Origin of the sequence: Lederbergia lenta NBRC 16444, from assembly GCF_001591545.1 — a bacterium.
Classification (GTDB): Bacteria; Bacillota; Bacilli; order Bacillales; family Bacillaceae_C; genus Lederbergia; species Lederbergia lenta.
Genome location: NZ_BCVC01000001.1, coordinates 853,294 through 868,619, shown reverse-complemented (window position 1 = coordinate 868,619; position 15,326 = coordinate 853,294). Strand labels below are relative to the sequence as shown.

Below are 15,326 nucleotides of genomic sequence, written 5' to 3'. Positions count from 1 at the left end.
ACTTAAATCAATCATTAAACACAATATATTGTATTATTTTATAGAGCAACCACACTACATATAGTAAAATAGAAAGAGTCGAGATAAATTTGTCAAATTTAAAAAGAGGAGATTTCTTAAGTAAACAACTGATTATATTGGGAAAATGAACTAAAACCCTCTTTTTTCGACATTCTTTACATTTGCACTTTTATATTTGCGATACATACTAGTTAAGACTTGGCTTTAGCATACCTTAGTCTTAATAAAAAAATAAAAAAATTCTTTTTGCCACAATAATGTCGAATAATGTATAAACAAACGAATTAATTTTGATTCATAAGCCAATCACGAATATAATAGATATTAGAGTCATTTAGTAGAAAGGGGTAGGAACAAATTGACAGCAGTTTATACGTTGCTAGTTTTACTGGGAGCAATTATCGCTTTTTCTCTATATAATTACTTCCGCCAAAAGAAAATATTGAAAACTCTTAATGAAGAGGAATTTCGGGCTGGTTACCGCAAAGCACAACTTATTGATGTGAGGGAACCTAACGAATATGAAGGCGGGCATATCCTTGGTGCTCGTAACATTCCTATGTCTCAATTAAAAACGCGTATGAAGGAAATTCGACCTGATAAACCAGTCTATCTTTATTGCCAGAGTGGTATGCGCAGCGGTAGAGCAGCACAAATGCTAAAAAAGAAAGGCTATAACGATCTCTATCATTTAGAGGGCGGCTTCAAAAAATGGTCTGGAAAAGTGAAATCAAAAAAGTAAAATATATGCAAATGCAAAACCCGCAGAATAAGTTTTCTGCGGGTTTTTTGAGCCAATCAAAGATTAAATTCTCCACATTATTACTTGCTTCTTCCTATTAATTCAGGCAGTGTCTCTCCTTCAACCTATATTTTAAAATTAATTAGGGCATACTAATACATACATTGGATATAAGAGTAGTTTCCCCTCTACCTGTTAGGAGGTTAAATATGTCTATTAAAATTGAATTTGATCATAATTGGAAAAATGAGTTTCTGGATAGGATAAAAAAAGATGGACCTTGGGCTTCTCAAGAGATGGTACGCTTAGCTTTACAAGCAGAAAATCATTTATGTATTTCTGAATTTGAAGGATTATTAGCTACTAAGTTTCTGCCAAATCTTACTCCATTACCTCACCAACTCGAAACAGCTCAACAAGTGGTAGAAAGGATGAACGGTAAAGCAATTTTGGCAGATGAAGTTGGACTAGGAAAAACGATTGAGGCTGGATTAATTTTAAAAGAATATATGATTCGTGGACTCGTGAAAAAAGTGTTAATTCTTGTACCAGCGTCACTCGTTTCCCAATGGGTCATGGAACTGAACAAGAAATTCTACATACCTGCAATCGCTCAGCGAAAAAGTTATGTGTGGGAACAGTATGATTGTGTGGTTTCATCCATTGATACAGCCAAACGTAGCCCTCACAGAGAGATTATTGCGGAACAACAATATGATCTAATCATTATTGACGAAGCACATAAACTTAAAAATCACAAAACGAAAAACTATGAATTTGTCCAATCACTGAAAAAAAAGTTTTGTTTACTATTAACAGCTACACCTATACAAAATCGAATCGAAGAAATATTTTACCTCGTTTCATTATTAAAACCGGGCCACTTAGGCAGCCAAAGTGTTTTTTTGGAAAAATACAAAAATAAACGATTAAGCATGCAAGAAGACCAATATTTAAAAGACTTAGTGAATAAGGTAATGATTCGTAATAGAAGAGCTACAACTGGTATTGAGTGGACGGAACGTAAAGTTGAAACAATCCCTATTCAGTTTACACCTGAAGAGCGCGATTTATATGATTCGCTGGAGAATCTAAAGAATGGTGATTCTGATTTCGTTCCCCATGGCTTTTCTTTACTTACCTTAAAAAGAGAAGCTTGTAGTAGTAGAGAAGCTGTCTTTTATACATTAAAAAATATGATGAATAAATTTGAAGAACCATCAGAAAGTTATTTACAATCCATTCAAACTATCCAGTCAAAGATTGAAAAAATTACGCAAAACTCTAAAGCCGAAAAAACATTAGAATTAATCAAATCTATCGATGATAAAGTGATCATTTTCACTGAGTATCGTGCTACTCAATTATATTTACAGTGGTTCCTTCAACAACATGGAATCCGTTCTGTACCTTTTAGAGGTGGCTTTAAACGTGGAAAGAAAGATTGGATGCGAGATTTATTTAAAAATCATGTTCAAGTACTTATCGCTACTGAAGCAGGCGGAGAAGGAATCAACTTACAGTTTTGTAGTCATGTGATTAATTTTGACTTACCATGGAATCCAATGAGACTAGAACAAAGAATCGGACGTGTACATCGACTCGGACAAGAAAATGATGTCCATATTTATAACTTTGCCATTAAAGACACGATTGAAGAACATATCCTGCAACTATTATACGAAAAAATTAAGCTATTTGAACGAGTCGTTGGGGAACTTGATGAGATTTTAATGAATCTTGATTGCGGTAATATGGAAGATTATTTTAAAGATATTTTTCAACAATCACAATCAGAAGGAGAAATGAAAGTAAAGATGGAAAATCTCTCCTCATTAATTCAATTTGCGGATACTATACGAAAGGAAGACACAGCAGATGCTTCAGAAAGAAATTCATCAATATCTTGAACATTTTTTCCAAGCCAATGATTGCCAAATACTAGAGAATGGGGATGGGTTTCTAACAGTTCAATTAACGATTGATATGGATAAGGAATTGATGAATAGGCCTTTTTATTGGGTATATTTAGAAAAGACGAATGGTATTCCGAACCCGATGAGGGTAACATATATTACCGACCAGGCACGTGCACCAGATGACCTAAAAGGAGAATTAATTCATTTCGGTGCACCTCGATTACACCAATTATTTAGCACTGCAAAAAAACTAGCCGGCTTTATGAGAGTATACGAGAAGCCCAAGCTTATAAATGATTCGAAGCAAACTCCATTACACCCATGGCTCGGATTGAATGTAAAAATATCATATCAATCCGACCGAAAACGAGACATCATTAAATCCATCGGATTAAATTTACTTAATGGTGCATTACTTGATTCATTCCAAGAAAAGCTTGATCGCCTAACATTTCACTCAAAAATATCAGATTATTGCTTTACGATCTCTCCAATTATAAAGCCGGAAAGCGGATTAAACAGGATTGAAAAATACTTAATCAAAGAGCTATCTGAAGAACCTCATTTATGGGCTGAGGCTGCAATCGAAAGATGGGATGAGGATTTACAATTATTAAAACATTTCTATGCGGATTATGAGGAAAAGCCAGAAACATATGAAACGGAAAAGCAAGGGCTTAAGGAACAGTATGAGCCGATGATAAATATCGAAGTGATCAATGGCGGCATGTTTTATATAGCTACTAGGATATAAATATGTGGTTGATTCAAAAGCGACTAAGCTTTTGAATCAACTTCTACGAAAAAACATTTTCAATGATACTGGCAAAAGTCCAAATAACTGAAAATGAACAGGCAGCTTTGCTTCTCTTCTCTCCAATTTCAACTTTACTCTATCGGCTTTCGGTTGCTCAAAATGAGTCAAAAATGTTTCTGTCATATACTTCAAGTAATCATTAACTGACATAATTATTCTCCTCCCTATTTGTATAGGAAGTATTGCCTTGTTAAGTTATATTTATCCGTTCTATTATCAATTCAGTTGCTTCTTCTATCGTTAAATTTGTCGTATCTATAACAATATCTGCACATTCCAAATATATCGGAAGCCGAGCATGATACATGTCAACGATCTCACTGAGTGATTTCTCCTTGATCAATGGCCTTGTTAAATCACCTTTTAATCTATTTACAATTACTTCTGGTTCACATTGTAAAAAAACAACCGTGCCATTTTCTTTTAAAAATTGCCGATTTTCGTCTTTAAGAATCACACCCCCTCCAGTCGTCACTATAGAAGAAGCAACGCCAATCTCTTTTAGGATTTCAGTTTCCTTCATTCTAAAGTAGATTTCTCCAAACTGATTAAATATATCTTTAATCTGCATGTTTTCTGCCTTTTCTATTTGATCATCCATATCGATGACATCATATCCACTTTTTACCCCAAGTACTTTTCCAATCTCAGTTTTTCCCGCGCCCATAAAACCAATTAAGTATATAGTTGCCAACCTTTTCACTCCCAATATCCAGTTCTAATTGTTCTAAATTATTATTATATAGTAATTGGTCCCTTTCAGCATCTTCATAGTGTATGAAATTGCATTAATAAAAATTGAATCTCTTCTTGATAATACTTTTTTATCTCAGTAAGATAACCATACTCCGACATATAGATATATGATGCTTCCGTAAGTACTAATAGTGCGATTAAAGTAACGATTAACGTAATCGGATAAACGACGCCTTTTTCATTTAATATCGTACTTCCTCCTTCATTAAAGGAATAGAAAACCTAGCTTCCTCACTTGTACCATTCACAAATTCTACTGTTAATACTAATCTTTCTTCCTGCTCAACAAAAGTTGCTTTCCTCAGTTGTTGAAGCACTATCTCATGTCCAGCATTATTTACCCTCCTCCTAATCGATTGGCCATACTGCTCATAATAAATAGAGCGATTGTTTTTATCGATAAAGATTCGATTACTATATATCCATAATTTATCCGCATCTTCCACTTCCTTTCTAAATTGAATAAGGAAAAGATTCCATTCAAAATCATCCTCTACATTTATTGAGCGATCCAATGCCGAAAATGTGTGAAAAATCAGTGGAAGTATCATCATAATAATACTAAGCATTAGCATAGATAGGATTGCTTCAATTAATGTAAAGCCCCTTTCATTGTTGCAAGCAATGTTCCCGCTCCTCATAATAGACACAAGCAATCCAATCACCTTCCCTCCCCTCTTTTAACGTCAGCTCGTAATCAATATTTCTTATCGTTCTAGACTCTCGTCCACCTTCCTTCCATTTTATTTGCTTTTCCATATGTTCATATAAAAGCCTATATGCTATCAGTTCTTTTTTCTCTTCGTTTAATTGGTGTAGCATATTAAAAAGTAGTGGAAATAATGTAATGGATAGGAGAATCATAAAACTTAAAGAAAGCATACCTTCCAAAAAGGTAAAGCCCGATTCATTCTTGCACACTAAACCGCCCCCTCCCGATATAAAAAGTTAGCTTAATGCTTTCATTGTGTACCCTAAATAAAATAGTCCCGAAGTTTGAAACAGTACCATCTCGTGTAATCGTAAATTTCGTCAGATTACTTTGCTGCAAATAAATAGATATGGGCAGCTTTCGTTGAAATAATAATTTATTATTACTAATTACAGTTGCTTGATACTTATTTTCAGTTATGGAGAAATTCACGAGGATAGGCTCTTTTTGATGAATGGCATAAGCATGAGCGTAGTACAAATCTGACTGAAGTTGCGTAATAAATAGCCTTTTTTGCATCGTTTCAGCAAAATTCCCAAGGCTTAATACACTAAATGATAGTATTACCATCAATATAGTTAGAACGATTAAAAGTTCTAATATAGTAAATCCTTGCTCTCTTCGACAATAATTAGATAGGAGCTTACTCATATTTTTCCTTCTATTCTTTTCTTTCTGTGACATTACCTTTTGAATCAATCTCTATTACATTCCCATTTGGACAAACGAGTTCATCCGATTTGATGTATTTCTTTAAATCTTCAACACTCGGGGTAACATTATTCTCCATTCTATATGCTTCTACTTGTCCACGCAGCATTTGTACATATGCTTTACAGCCTTTTTCGTTAATAGTCGAACTATGGTTCGTTACATTCGGCAAGGCAACAAGCAAAATAATCGTAATTACTAGTAAAACAATCATCATTTCGACTAACGTAAAACCTTTTTGATTATTTATTAATTTTTTGAACATTGTTTTAATCTCCTTTTATATAGATTCAATCATTTGAAACATAGGTAAAAAAATTGACATATATACTGTGATCACTATCAAACCAATTAAAACGAAAATGATCGGTTGGATGATTTGAAACACTTTAATCGTTTTTTCTTCTAATGTTTGTAAACATATTTGACTAAAATATTGTAATTCACTATCAAGCCTTCCATTTTGTTCACCGTGCGCAATTATTACTTTCAGTTCTTCCTCTATATAAGGAAGCTCAGAAATAGCATCAGAAAAGGAATAACCAAGCATGAGTAAATCTTTTATCTCTTCTGCTGTTTCTCTTAATAAAGGTCTAAAGTTTTGTGCTTCCATAATTTTAATCACTTCGTTCATAGAGAAGCCGCTTTTCAGAAGAAAACTCCATTCTCTGGAAAGAAAAACAGTCTGGTACAATGTATAAAAGGAATGAATTAGTGGGACACGAGAATAAAACGAGGCTTTCTCTATCGCAGTTTTTTTATTTATTACAGTTTTAATGACTATAAAAACAGCACTAATTGCTAAGATCAATGATGTAAAATAGATGGAGATATTTTGCGTAAGATGGAGGATTAGGGTGATGCCCACACCGGGCTGAAAATCCATAGAACTATAAAGCGTTTTAAAACGTGGAAGTAAGAGCCATTGCATTAAAATACCAATGATCACCAATACAAAGAGGAGAATAAGTGGATATTGCATTAAGTTGAATAACTTTTTTCTTTCTGATGTTTTTCGTAATAAATACTCTCCGCTTTCTTTTAATGCTTCAGCTATATATCCATGTTTATCCGCAAAAAACAGCTGTGCACAAGCTTGATTATCAAAATGACATTCGGATAAAACTTCATAAGGTGGCTTACCTCCTTGAATCCCATCAATCATACGCATATATAAGTCCTCATGTTTACGATTAAGGCGGCTTTGAAATACCAAAGCTTCATTTAATGTAAAACCGTTGATCAGCATATCACTAATTCTTATTAGCGCTCCCCCTTGCTCTTTCAGGGTCAACCTATTCTTCAAGTACCCAGTGTTTATATTCTTCGACAGGAACGTAGCCAAGCGCAATCCCCTTTCTAATCAAATCTTTGATCAATGGATAATGATATACCTCTTTTCCTCCCTTCGATTCTTCTAGTGCACCTACTAATGCTTGCCCATAAAGAATTTCATACACACCAGTTCTTTTCGCTACCCTACGCGTACAAAATTTCGAACAGCTTTCCCCACATAAAGGGCATAAAAGCGCTATTAAACGCTGTGCCATAATTCCAATTAAGGTTTGTTCAATATCTTGCAGTTTTACACCAAATTCAAGTAACCGATAGATTGCTCCTTTGGCATCACGGGTGTGTAAGCTTGTCAATACGAGATGTCCGGTTAATGCAGCTCTTATAGCAATATGAGCAGTTTCCGCATCACGAATCTCTCCGATGATAATAACATCTGGGTCATGCCGTAAGATTGCTTTTAACCCAGTACTGTAGGTAATACCAGCTTTATCATTTAACTGTACCTGTAATAACATATCACTTTGTTTCTCTACAGGGTCTTCTAACGTTACTACCCGGCGATTTAACGTACCTGCGCAATGCTCTGCAACTGCGTACATTGTCGTCGATTTACCGCTGCCGGTTGGACCTGTGAAAATTAGCATTCCATGAGCGTGTAACATAAAGGATTTAAGTATAGGAGAAGTAGACGGAAATAGAGACATCTTTTCTAGGATAAAGGAGTGATCTTGGGGCAAGATACGAATGACAAGACTTTCTTTTGCCAATGTAGTTGGAAGTGTAGAAATTCTTAGTGCGATTAACTGATTATTGAGATTTAGTTCGAAGGATCCACTTTGAGGCTTTCTTTTTTCACTTATGTCGATTGATGACATAAACTTCAAATGTGAAATTAGTCTCTCCCCTGCTTGGAAAGGAATGGATTGAATTGTCGTTAGTAAACCATGGAGTCTAAACTGAATGTGATAGTTATGTTTCCGAGGAGTAATATGGATATCTGTTGCCGTGAGTTGTATTGCTTGTTTAAGAAGGAGATCTGCTATTTTTTCAATAGACATTTTTCATAAAACACCACCTATTCTTTTTCGTTATTTTACATTATTCGACGCTAGTTCCCTATCTCCTGCTAAAAAAGGAAAATAATTATTTTCTTTTTTCATTTTTACTTTAATGAGGTATACTAAAGGGGAAGGATCAGCGGATGCAAAGGTATTTTAATCACGCATTCGTCACAAACACAGCTACTCATATATTTACATTATCAGCATATTTCCTTTATAATGAGTAATTGATGGATAAATGGCTGTAAAGGAGGGATACATATGGATCGTATGTACAGAGGGTTAGCATTCTGGACTGGTATTTTTGCAATTATGTTTTATTTAGGTGGCATGGACAAAACCGCACTGCTCTTTCTTGGGCAAACGGGATTCTTTGTACTTCTTAGCTATTTAAGATTATCTGAGCGGATGTATATGTATGTATTTGGCGCATACTTAACTGTATTCTTTGCCGGATTTACATACTATACATTATTCCTAATGCCTCCAGGTGGCGGACTATAAGAATAACGTAATCTTCTTAAAACAGCATGTGCTTTGAATCAAGCTAAAACCAAATATTATATGCTTAATCTAAGTGCATAAAGACTTTTAACAAAAGAGCTTCTGATTTCAATCGGAAGCTCTTTTGTTATGCAAACAAACTCTTGGCAACCCTTGATATGCTGTTCTAGCCTTTTAGAAAATGTATCGATTCTTTCCATTAATTTGGAACCTATTTTGTGTATATTCGTATTACAAGAGAGATACATAAGAAAAGAGGGAGAAAATGAATGACTACGGTTTAACGGTCCAAGGCTTAACTAAAAAAATCGGATCAAAAACAATTGTTAATGATGTAAGTTTTGATGTAAAAAAAGGTGAAATATTTGGATTGCTCGGTCCGAATGGTGCAGGTAAAACCACAATCATCCGAATGATTGTAGGCTTGATTAATCGAACTGCGGGTAAGGTTATCGTCAATGGTCATGATTTGGATGTCCATTTCACAGAAGCATTAAATGAAATTGGCGCAATTGTAGAAAACCCAGAATTTTACGGCTATATGACGGGATATAAAAACCTTATTCATTACAAACGCATGTCTCAAAAAGATATTACAGATGAGAAGCTACAAGATACGATCAAATTGGTAAAGTTAGATCACGCTGTTAATCAAAAAGTAAAGACATATTCGCTCGGAATGAGACAAAGACTTGGAGTAGCTCAAGCAATTTTGCATACACCATCTTTATTGATTTTAGATGAACCTACAAATGGTCTGGATCCATCAGGAATCCGCGAATTTCGAGATCATCTTAGAATGTTAGCGAACAATGGCATCTCAGTATTAGTTTCTTCCCATTTATTATCCGAAATGCAATTAATGTGTGATCGCTTTGCAATTATAGATAAAGGGAAATTAATACATATTGAATCTATGCAAGAAACAACAAATATGGAAAACGATTTATTACGTGAAGTTACTTTCACGACAAATAACAGCGAATCGGCCTCCCTAGCGCTTGCATCCAAAACCAAAACAGGGTTAACATTGGAAATTTTGAATGATACACAGTTCAAAGCTACTATTGACTACCAATCAATAAGTGAAATAAATAAGCTTCTCGTTCAATCAGACATACACGTGTACGAAATTTCTAGTGTCAAAAAGACCTTAGAAGATCGATTTATGGAGTTAACAAATAGTGAAAGAGAGGTAAGCCTTCGATGATGTCACTTGTTCGTAACGAATTAATGAAAATATTTTCCAAAAAGAGTTCATGGATTTACATGATTGCTATCTTTACTGTATTGTTGGGTGGTGCTACCATCTATTATATTTTACTGAAGAAATTTCCTGAAATGAGCAACGGCTCACCGACTACTTGGACTTATATGAATACAGTTATGCTCGGTGTCAGCACGCTTGTTACGTTGTTTACAGTTATCGTATGTAGTGCCAATGTTTCAGCAGAGTTTGCGAGTGGGACGATTAAACAATTATTAATTCGCCCATATCCACGATGGAAAATTTTATTATCCAAATATATTGCTGTAACTATATACTCTATGTTGCTTCTGCTTACCCTTGTAATTTCCGGATATTTAATCGGCTTAATCTTCTTTGGGGCCGGAGGCTATAATGCTACATTTGAGGAGTTCTCATTAACTGGTACATTCGAAGGAGTAATAGGCACACAAGTCATGAAGAAAATTTTGCTTTTCTTGCCTAGCCTTTTTATTATCACTACCATTTCTTTCATGCTTTCTACCCTATTCAAAAGTCAAGCATTAGCTGTTGGTGTTGGAGTATTTGTCCTATTTTTCAACAGTACAATTGGGGGTATTCTCTATTTCCTAATGGAAAAGTTTACATGGACAAAGTATCTGATCTTCTCCCATCTTGATTTATCTATATACGCGATACAAGATACAATTGCGCCTGGGGTTACACTTGGTTTTTCAAGTATATTATTAGTTGCATATTATATTGTCTTTATGGCCATAACTTTTATCTTCTTTCAAAAACGAGATATTTCCTTTTAACAGCAAAAGGTTGTCCAAGAAGTAGTAGTTGACTTTTTGGACAACCTTTTTATTTATTCATGTTAATCTGGGTGTTGATTTCAGCTCAAGCGCTCGTTGTGTTTTCCCGACTCGTTTTTGCCCGCACATTCACTATATTAATGCCAAATAATGAGCGACTGCTCCTTATTGTTTTATTACAAAAAAGGGTTGCTGCTTCTTTCTCTCTCTACAGTTGTAGCAGGACCATGACCAGGAAGCACAGCTGTTGCTTCAGGTAACGTGAGTAGCTTGTTTTTGATACTTAGGATCAATTGTTCATGACTCCCTTCTGTTAAGTCTGTACGGCCTATACTACCCGAGAACAGGGTGTCTCCTGCGAAAACAATATTCATATCATTCACATAAAACGAAAGACTGCCAGGAGAATGTCCTGGAGTATGTAATAATTTAAATGAAAATGGACCAATTTGAAGATCCTTTTCATTCGACAATAGTTTGTCAGCATCTCGTGCTTTTATTAAATCACCTACTGGAAAACGTCCTGATCCATTCAATGATGGATTTGCCAACCAATCTTTTTCCAACTCATGAATATAAACAGGTATATTCCATTTGTCGCGCACAATATCAACTGCCCCAATATGATCAAAATGAGCATGGGTCAATACAATTGCAAGTGGCTTATACTCTTCTTGGCTAATAAACGTATTCAACGCATCACCTTCAGAACCTGGATCAAAAATAATACACTGCTTATCAGCGTTGTATAGGATGTAACAATTTGTTTGATATGCACCTAAGGGAATTTGTTTCCAATTCATTTTAATTCCTCACTTTATTCGTTTCTATAATTTTATCATGTTAGGGTATAATACGAAAAGAATTGATTCTTTGCTCCGTTTTTTATTCTTGTGTATACTAATAGTAGGCTTTCATAGAAGTGTCACTATTACTACTCGACAAAATTGAAAAAAAGCTATAAAATATGTAGGGACGTAATCATTTATTAATAAGTACTAATGGAAGTATTTGCAGAAGGAGGCTTTTAATATGGGAACGGTTATTATTTTTCTTTTAGTTGCTATACTTGCTGTATTTGGAACGATCAGCGCATTGAAAAACAAAAATCTTCTTGGAATCATTTTTGGACTCGGTACTGTTTCAGTATTTGGCTTTTTCGCCATCGCATCATTATTGAAAATTTCCGAATCGCTTCCCCAAGGCTAAAACAAATTCAATCATAAAGCGAAGCATCGTATAACGATGCTTCGCTTTTCTCATTCTGCTTTATTGTCCTTCATTATCTTTTCTATTTTACCAGTCTTTAAATTCAACAAATTCTCCAATTGATACCCATATAAACACTGATTTCCGCTAGCGGCACATGATATTGGTTGATTGTCAATATCTACGATCAATTCCTTTTCTTTGCCATCGTCTAAATCAAGTTCAATTAACTTAAATCCATCATTATATGTATCAACGCTAGCATGTGTTTCGGGGGCAAACGTAATAAACTTATTCTCTGCCACATTATAATCATAATAAGGGATAAGCCAATCAGCATACTGCGTTAAGTTAGGCTTTTCTAATAAATTCTTACGCTTCATTGACAGATCAAAGAATTGGTATTCAAAGACTGTCTGATTATTCTTTGGAATAGTAATGACCATCAAGTAATCGGAAAACACATCAAAACGATATACTTCATCCTTTAATAATTCGGTCTTTTTATCCCTATCAATAAAAGTTTTCCAAAGCGGGGCAAAAAATGCTTCATCATTTTCATTCCATCTTTGTTCAATTACAGAGTTTCCCAACCATTTCATAAATGGTTCAAGATGCGGAACTTTGTTCATGTTATTAGTACTCAGATCGAGATGGTGTATATCATATGTCCAATCCTCGTAAAAAGCTGTAATGAACATTTGGGTTGCATCTTTTTTATTCCATTCTATCGCTAATTCGTAAGACTCGATTTCGGTTGAAAAAGAAATATCCCCTTGTGCATCTGTAATAAATACTTCTGCTCCATGGGTAGATGGAGAAGTATGTATAAGTAATTTTTCTTGCATTGGGTGGATAATTACATTAACGATGGGTGTGGAAGAGGCAAAAATAATTTCTGAATCACCTTTATAAAGTTCATATGAGGATACATAATACTTCCCTTTATCCACATAAGAATATAGTATCGTTTGATCATCAAGCCAACCATAACTTTTTTCAAATTTCCCCGAACCAACATCCAATGGGACCACGGGTAAATTTACAGAATTGCTCTCATTGCTCTCACTTTTATTGAGGGGCTCTGGTGAGGGACTTGCATCCATAGATTTTTCTATACATCCACTAAGTAATAGAATGATTATTACGTTCATTAAAATACAAAACTTTACCGTTAGCCGCACATACACTCCCCTCCCCTATTAATCCATCATACTACTAATTACCGTATTCTAAAAGAAATTATGTTACGAAACTATTACAAAAAGCTGATACAATAAAGATTTGCTCGGCCTTCCGTATGCAAGCATAGTAAACAAAAACTATACTCGATAAAATTCAGACTGCCGAGCATGTAAGAAAGTCTATGTTTATTTCCCATTAATGGGTAGTATTACTCGTGTAATCTGGATCTTCATAAAACCGTAGAAGGTCGCCATAAATAATTTTGTCGGAGTAATTAAGTTCCTTACTCGCTTTCTCTTTAAATGGTTCACAATAGGAAGCTTCAACTTGTTCTTCGGTATCTTTGGAATAACATGTATTATCGGCATAGACATAATCCTTTGTAACGAAACGTCCATCTCTAAATACTGTAAAGTCTCGGTGATCCGGAGAAAATAAATCTTCTCCAAACTGGATATCCTTTTTCGTATTAATGCCTAAGAGATGAAGGAGAGTAGGTTTTAAATCAATTTGCCCGCCTATTTTGGAAATGGTTTTTCCTTTTCCATTGTCGGTGACACTAGGGATATGAACGATTAGTGGTACGCGTTGGAGCTGAGTATTTACAAATGGCGTCACTTCTTTCCCTAAATACTGTGACATTGCTTCATTATGATTCTCAGAAATTCCATAATGGTCTCCATACATGACAATAATTGATTCTTCATAAATACCCTCGTCTTTCAGCCTTTGAATAAAGTCTTTCACTGCTTCATCCATGTATCTTACCGTAGTAAAATATCGATTCAATGTACCGCTCTTAGAATCATATTCATCAATTAATTTATCTTCACCTTCGACTCTAAACGGGTGATGATTCGTCAAAGTGATCATCTTTGTATAAAAAGGCTTTGGAATTGTTTTCATTATGTCCACCGATTGTTCAAAAAATGGGATATCCTTCATCCCCCACCCTACAGAATTTTCAGGTGTGATGCTGTAATCTGTGGCTGAATAAAAATAATCATAGCCTAGTGCTTGATACATAATATCCCGGTTCCAGAAACTTTTATTATTCGCATGCATCGTGGAAGAATGATATCCATTATTCGCTAGTTTTTGAGCCATAGCATCGTACTTATTTCCTGAATGCGTAAAGAAAACGGCCCCGCGGTTTAAAGGATATAAAGAGTTTTCAAGTAAAAATTCGGAATCGGAAGTTTTCCCTTGGCCTGTTTGATGATAAAATTCATCGAAATAATAACTGTCTTTAATGAATTCATTAAGAAAAGGTGTAACTTCTTGACCATATACATCGTTATTCATTACAAAGCTTTGCATGGATTCCAATGAAATGACAATTAAGTTTTTCCCTTCAGCGACACCAAACATATCTTTGTCAGGTTTAACAAAACTTGCACTTATATAATTATCAATATCTACTAATTCACTACCATTTGCCATGGCTCGTTGCGCCGATGATTTTGATTGTAGAAAAATATCATACAAATGATAATTATATGTTCCGAGATTTTTCACAAGCATTTCTCTGTCAAATGTTCGTGTTAATAATTGGGGACGTTCAGTCTCAGCAAGACCTAAGTTTAAAAAGAGCATGGCAGTTGCCACTAGGAAATATGCACGTCTATTTGTCTTTTTAACTGGGGTGATCTTGATCGCCGTTGATTTAAACTTCATGATAATGAATAAAATGGCTATATCAATGAAATAAACAAAATCATACCAATGAATTTCTGTTATAGCGCTATCACCAAGGTCAGCAAAGTTACTCGTTTGGAATAGTACTGGTAAAGTTAAGAAATCGGTAAAAAAACGATAAAACACTACATTACCATATAACACAAATCCTAATATGAAACTAGTAATAATAATATATCGATTACGAACCTTTTCCGAATTTAAAAAAAGAGAGATACCCAATACAAAAAGTAAAAAGCTTAAAGGGTTAATAAATAATATCAGCTCTTGCATAAAATTTTCTAGTTTTATATTAAAGCTTGTTTTATAGACAATATAAGTTTTGCCCCATAACATAAGTGTGGCTACGATCGGAAGTGAAATACTAAACTTTTTAAGCTTACTCAAAACATTTACCTCCTACTGAATATGTAAAAGTACTTCCCATTCATTAATTGAAAACAATGAATGGACTAACGAATATCATAATATGTTTATAAAAAAATTAATTCCTTCGTTTATTAAGCCAAGCAATGAACCTCCAAAGGAATCCTATTCATGTTCTTATATATATAGACGTTTTAAACATCAAAAAGTTTCAGGATTGTCTTTGTAAATTGTTTTTATAACTTAAGACCTAGGAAGGAATAGAAATTATATTTACAATCCATCAGCACAAAAAAAACAAGAA

At 34.5% G+C, this 15,326-nt stretch carries 18 protein-coding genes; 7 read left to right on the top strand and 11 right to left on the bottom strand.

What is annotated here, in order from left to right:
- The first annotated feature begins 379 nt into the window (after positions 1–379).
- The 3 genes from BLE01S_RS03970 to BLE01S_RS03960 all read left to right on the top strand — a co-directional run bounded on the left by BLE01S_RS03970 (position 380) and on the right by BLE01S_RS03960 (position 3,436).
- A complete protein-coding gene (locus BLE01S_RS03970; RefSeq protein WP_066137462.1) occupies positions 380–763 on the top strand; it encodes a rhodanese-like domain-containing protein in 384 nt (127 codons plus the stop codon).
- Positions 764–972: 209 nt separating this feature from the next.
- The gene (locus BLE01S_RS03965) at positions 973–2,673 is read left to right on the top strand and encodes a DEAD/DEAH box helicase (protein WP_066137461.1); all 1,701 of its coding nucleotides are present in this window, start codon (positions 973–975) and stop codon (positions 2,671–2,673) included.
- Positions 2,642–3,436 (top strand): YqhG family protein, encoded by a 795-nt coding sequence (locus BLE01S_RS03960; RefSeq protein ID WP_066137460.1) that lies wholly within the window; start codon positions 2,642–2,644, stop codon positions 3,434–3,436. Before BLE01S_RS03965 ends, BLE01S_RS03960 begins: the two co-directional genes overlap by 32 nt.
- A 36-nt stretch (positions 3,437–3,472) precedes the next feature.
- Here the strand turns inward: BLE01S_RS03960 and BLE01S_RS20325 are convergent, their stop codons facing one another.
- The 8 genes from BLE01S_RS20325 to comGA form a co-directional block, all read right to left on the bottom strand.
- Positions 3,473–3,649 carry a YqzE family protein gene (locus tag BLE01S_RS20325; protein ID WP_082788580.1) on the bottom strand — a complete coding sequence of 59 codons (177 nt, stop codon included), beginning with the start codon at positions 3,647–3,649 and terminating at the stop codon, positions 3,473–3,475.
- Positions 3,650–3,689: 40 nt separating this feature from the next.
- On the bottom strand, positions 3,690–4,193 hold the full coding sequence (locus BLE01S_RS03955; RefSeq protein ID WP_066137459.1) for a shikimate kinase: 504 nt from the start codon (positions 4,191–4,193) through the stop codon (positions 3,690–3,692).
- Between the two features lie 244 nt (positions 4,194–4,437).
- On the bottom strand, positions 4,438–4,920 hold the full coding sequence (gene comGF / locus BLE01S_RS03950) for a competence type IV pilus minor pilin ComGF (RefSeq protein WP_145981925.1): 483 nt from the start codon (positions 4,918–4,920) through the stop codon (positions 4,438–4,440).
- Positions 4,865–5,176, bottom strand: coding sequence for a type II secretion system protein (locus tag BLE01S_RS03945; RefSeq protein ID WP_066137457.1), 312 nt, complete (start codon positions 5,174–5,176; stop codon positions 4,865–4,867). The genes comGF and BLE01S_RS03945 overlap by 56 nt, the downstream gene beginning before the upstream one ends.
- A complete protein-coding gene (comGD, locus tag BLE01S_RS03940) occupies positions 5,163–5,618 on the bottom strand; it encodes a competence type IV pilus minor pilin ComGD (RefSeq protein ID WP_066137456.1) in 456 nt (151 codons plus the stop codon). Before comGD ends, BLE01S_RS03945 begins: the two co-directional genes overlap by 14 nt.
- A gap of 10 nt (positions 5,619–5,628) precedes the next feature.
- On the bottom strand, positions 5,629–5,943 hold the full coding sequence (comGC, locus tag BLE01S_RS03935; RefSeq protein WP_066137455.1) for a competence type IV pilus major pilin ComGC: 315 nt from the start codon (positions 5,941–5,943) through the stop codon (positions 5,629–5,631).
- A 15-nt stretch (positions 5,944–5,958) separates the two neighbouring features.
- Positions 5,959–6,972, bottom strand: coding sequence for a competence type IV pilus assembly protein ComGB (comGB, locus tag BLE01S_RS03930; RefSeq protein ID WP_145981924.1), 1,014 nt, complete (start codon positions 6,970–6,972; stop codon positions 5,959–5,961).
- A gap of 1 nt (position 6,973) precedes the next feature.
- A complete protein-coding gene (gene comGA, locus BLE01S_RS03925) occupies positions 6,974–8,032 on the bottom strand; it encodes a competence type IV pilus ATPase ComGA (protein ID WP_066137453.1) in 1,059 nt (352 codons plus the stop codon).
- 264 nt (positions 8,033–8,296) lie between these two features.
- Between comGA and BLE01S_RS03920 the strand changes: the two genes are divergently transcribed.
- From BLE01S_RS03920 to BLE01S_RS03910, 3 genes are all read left to right on the top strand, one after another.
- Entirely contained in the window at positions 8,297–8,539 is a 243-nt protein-coding gene (locus BLE01S_RS03920) for a DUF2626 domain-containing protein (RefSeq protein WP_066137452.1), read from the top strand.
- A gap of 265 nt (positions 8,540–8,804) precedes the next feature.
- Positions 8,805–9,749, top strand: coding sequence for an ABC transporter ATP-binding protein (locus BLE01S_RS03915; RefSeq protein WP_066137451.1), 945 nt, complete (start codon positions 8,805–8,807; stop codon positions 9,747–9,749).
- Positions 9,746–10,564: a DUF2705 family protein gene (locus BLE01S_RS03910; protein WP_066137450.1), complete on the top strand. Its 819-nt coding sequence runs from the start codon at positions 9,746–9,748 to the stop codon at positions 10,562–10,564. The genes BLE01S_RS03915 and BLE01S_RS03910 overlap by 4 nt, the downstream gene beginning before the upstream one ends.
- 176 nt (positions 10,565–10,740) lie before the next feature.
- Here the strand turns inward: BLE01S_RS03910 and BLE01S_RS03905 are convergent, their stop codons facing one another.
- Positions 10,741–11,367 carry an MBL fold metallo-hydrolase gene (locus tag BLE01S_RS03905; protein WP_066137449.1) on the bottom strand — a complete coding sequence of 209 codons (627 nt, stop codon included), beginning with the start codon at positions 11,365–11,367 and terminating at the stop codon, positions 10,741–10,743.
- Between the two features lie 229 nt (positions 11,368–11,596).
- Between BLE01S_RS03905 and BLE01S_RS20320 the strand changes: the two genes are divergently transcribed.
- Positions 11,597–11,773, top strand: a complete 177-nt coding sequence (locus BLE01S_RS20320) for a DUF2759 domain-containing protein (RefSeq protein ID WP_082788578.1) — start codon at positions 11,597–11,599, stop codon at positions 11,771–11,773.
- Between the two features lie 50 nt (positions 11,774–11,823).
- On the opposite strand, the gene BLE01S_RS03900 is transcribed toward BLE01S_RS20320, so the two are convergent.
- Complete coding sequence (locus BLE01S_RS03900; RefSeq protein WP_066137448.1) at positions 11,824–12,957, bottom strand: YqgU-like beta propeller domain-containing protein; 1,134 nt, start codon at positions 12,955–12,957, stop codon at positions 11,824–11,826.
- Between the two features lie 196 nt (positions 12,958–13,153).
- The gene (locus BLE01S_RS03895) at positions 13,154–15,043 is read right to left on the bottom strand and encodes an LTA synthase family protein (protein WP_411825152.1); all 1,890 of its coding nucleotides are present in this window, start codon (positions 15,041–15,043) and stop codon (positions 13,154–13,156) included.
- Positions 15,044–15,326: the final 283 nt, after the last annotated feature.

Bases quoted from the DNA above. Each gene is read 5' to 3' on its own strand.
- BLE01S_RS03965 (WP_066137461.1), top strand. From the start codon at position 973: ATGTCTATTAAAATTGAATTTGATCATAATTGGAAAAATGAGTTTCTG.
- BLE01S_RS03960 (WP_066137460.1), top strand. From the start codon at position 2,642: ATGCTTCAGAAAGAAATTCATCAATATCTTGAACATTTTTTCCAAGCC.
- BLE01S_RS20325 (WP_082788580.1), bottom strand. From the start codon at position 3,649: ATGTCAGTTAATGATTACTTGAAGTATATGACAGAAACATTTTTGACT.
- comGD (WP_066137456.1), bottom strand. From the start codon at position 5,618: ATGAGTAAGCTCCTATCTAATTATTGTCGAAGAGAGCAAGGATTTACT.
- comGC (WP_066137455.1), bottom strand. From the start codon at position 5,943: ATGTTCAAAAAATTAATAAATAATCAAAAAGGTTTTACGTTAGTCGAA.
- comGA (WP_066137453.1), bottom strand. From the start codon at position 8,032: ATGTCTATTGAAAAAATAGCAGATCTCCTTCTTAAACAAGCAATACAA.
- BLE01S_RS03920 (WP_066137452.1), top strand. From the start codon at position 8,297: ATGGATCGTATGTACAGAGGGTTAGCATTCTGGACTGGTATTTTTGCA.
- BLE01S_RS03915 (WP_066137451.1), top strand. From the start codon at position 8,805: ATGAATGACTACGGTTTAACGGTCCAAGGCTTAACTAAAAAAATCGGA.
- BLE01S_RS03910 (WP_066137450.1), top strand. From the start codon at position 9,746: ATGATGTCACTTGTTCGTAACGAATTAATGAAAATATTTTCCAAAAAG.
- BLE01S_RS03905 (WP_066137449.1), bottom strand. From the start codon at position 11,367: ATGAATTGGAAACAAATTCCCTTAGGTGCATATCAAACAAATTGTTAC.
- BLE01S_RS20320 (WP_082788578.1), top strand. From the start codon at position 11,597: ATGGGAACGGTTATTATTTTTCTTTTAGTTGCTATACTTGCTGTATTT.